General features: G+C 28.6%; 2 protein-coding genes. Both read left to right on the plus strand.

Going from position 1 to position 2,116, the window contains the following annotated elements; all coding sequences use genetic code 11:
• On the plus strand, positions 1–337 hold a 337-nt coding region (locus B5E58_RS13600), incomplete at its 5' end, for a hypothetical protein (protein ID WP_158097776.1).
• 11 nt (positions 338–348) lie between these two features.
• On the plus strand, positions 349–1,944 hold the full coding sequence (locus B5E58_RS13135) for a recombinase family protein (RefSeq protein WP_088110086.1): 1,596 nt from the start codon (positions 349–351) through the stop codon (positions 1,942–1,944).
• The last annotated feature ends 172 nt before the right edge of the window (positions 1,945–2,116 follow it).

Genomic DNA, 2,116 nt, shown 5'->3' on the forward strand with positions numbered 1-2,116 from the left:
TGAACAAATAGAAAATATATGGTCAAGGATTGTTGATAAAATCAATGAAAATCCAAAACTGTTGGAGTGTAAAGAAAATAGCTTAAAACAAAACTCTGGAAGATATCAGGCTTTAGACAAAGAAATAAAAATGGTTGAAACAGGTAAAAAAGAATATACCCAAGAAGAATTAATTAAGCTGATTTATAAAAGGGCATCTGTTATGTATGAAATGTCAGATTATAAAGAAGAAATTGAAAAAATAGATATAATAGCATTAGATAAATTTACAGTTTATAAAAATGGGAAAATAAAGATTATATTAAAAAACGGAGCAGAAATAGAAGAAAAAATTTAGGAGTGATATTTATGGCAACTCGAAGGATATCGGTCATACCGGCAAAAGTTGATACTAATAAAAATGTTCAACCAAAATATAAAAAATTAAATGTTGTTGCATATTGTAGAGTCAGTACATTGCAGGAAGAACAAGAATCAAGCTATGAAGCACAAATTGAATATTATAAAAAACTTATTAATGAAAACCCAAACTGGCATATGGCAGGTATATATGCCGATGATGGTATATCAGCTACAAATACCAAAAAAAGAGATGATTTTAATGCTATGATAGATAGGTGCATCAAGAAAAGTAATGAAATTGATATGATTATTACAAAATCAATATCAAGATTTGCAAGAAATACCGTTGATAGCCTTATACATATACGAAAACTTAAAGAAAAAAATATAGCTGTATACTTTGAAAAAGAAAATATTAATACATTGGACTCGTCAGGAGAATTACTTATAACAATACTTAGTAGTCAGGCTCAGGAAGAAAGCAGAAATATAAGCGAGAATGTAAGATGGGGACTTAAAAGGAAATATGAAACAGGAGAAACCCTTGTAAGTAGGCTTTTAGGGTATAAAAGAAATAAAAATGGTCAGCTTGAAATCATACCAAAAGAAGCAGAGATTGTAAAATTTATATTTGCAGAGTTTATGGAAGGTAGCAGTTATAATAATATAGCTAAAAAACTGAAGGAAAAAGGCTATAAAACAATACGAGGAAAAACAAACTGGGGTGTAGCCTCTGTAATACGAATTTTAAGTAATGAGAAATATATAGGTGATACACTATGTCAAAAAACATATACAGTAGATTTCCTTACAAAAGAGCGTAGAACCAATAATGGTGAGGTTAATCAATACTACACTGAAAACAGCCACCAAGGGATTATACCGAGAGAATTATTTTATAGAGTTCAAGAAGAAATGGAAAAGCGAACTAATTTAAAAAATAAAGCACCAAATAAAAATGAAACTGACAGGAAATGCCGATATAATAGTAAATATGCCTTAACAAGTATATTCATATGCAAGGAATGTGGCAAACCTTACAGAAGACAAGTTTGGTCAAAGTATGGCGAGAAAAAAGCTGTTTGGAGATGTGAAAATAGATTAAGAAATGGAACAAAATACTGCAAAAACTCACCTACATATGATGAGAAAGTTCTTCAAAAGGCTATTATGAATGCCATAAATAAGCAGCTTCAAGACAAAAATAAGTTTGTAGATAGTTTCAGAAAAAATGTTATAAGTGTAATTTCAAAAGATACCACAACAGAATATGATTTAGAAATAAAAGAATTGGAAAAACAGCTTGTAAATTTAATAAAAAACAATACATATGAAAATATAGAAAAATACGAAGAAGCCTGTAAAAATATAACAAATCGTATTGAAGAACTTGAAACTAATAAGATAAAATCTTTAGGTGGTAGGGATAAATTAAATAATGCTCAAGAATTTATGAATAACACAAATATTTATATGATAGAATATGATGATGCACTTGTAAGAAAGTTAATAAGGAATGTGATTGCTATAAGTGAAAGCAAGATTGAAATATGCTTTCAGAATGGGGGTGTAGTGGAGGAAAATGTAAGTTTTATTCATTGATAATAATAACCTTATAATTTATAATATAACTATAGAAAGAAGGTGCTTTAGGAATATGAGTAATGATATAAAAAATACTATGACTGCCTACGATAGTATATGTAAACAGTTATTTGCTGAAAAAGATATACTTTCTCGTATAATGAAAGAGTGCGTTGATGAATTCAAAGAT

Source organism: Tyzzerella sp. An114 (assembly GCF_002161055.1).
GTDB lineage: Bacteria > Bacillota > Clostridia > Lachnospirales > Anaerotignaceae > Fimicola > Fimicola cottocaccae.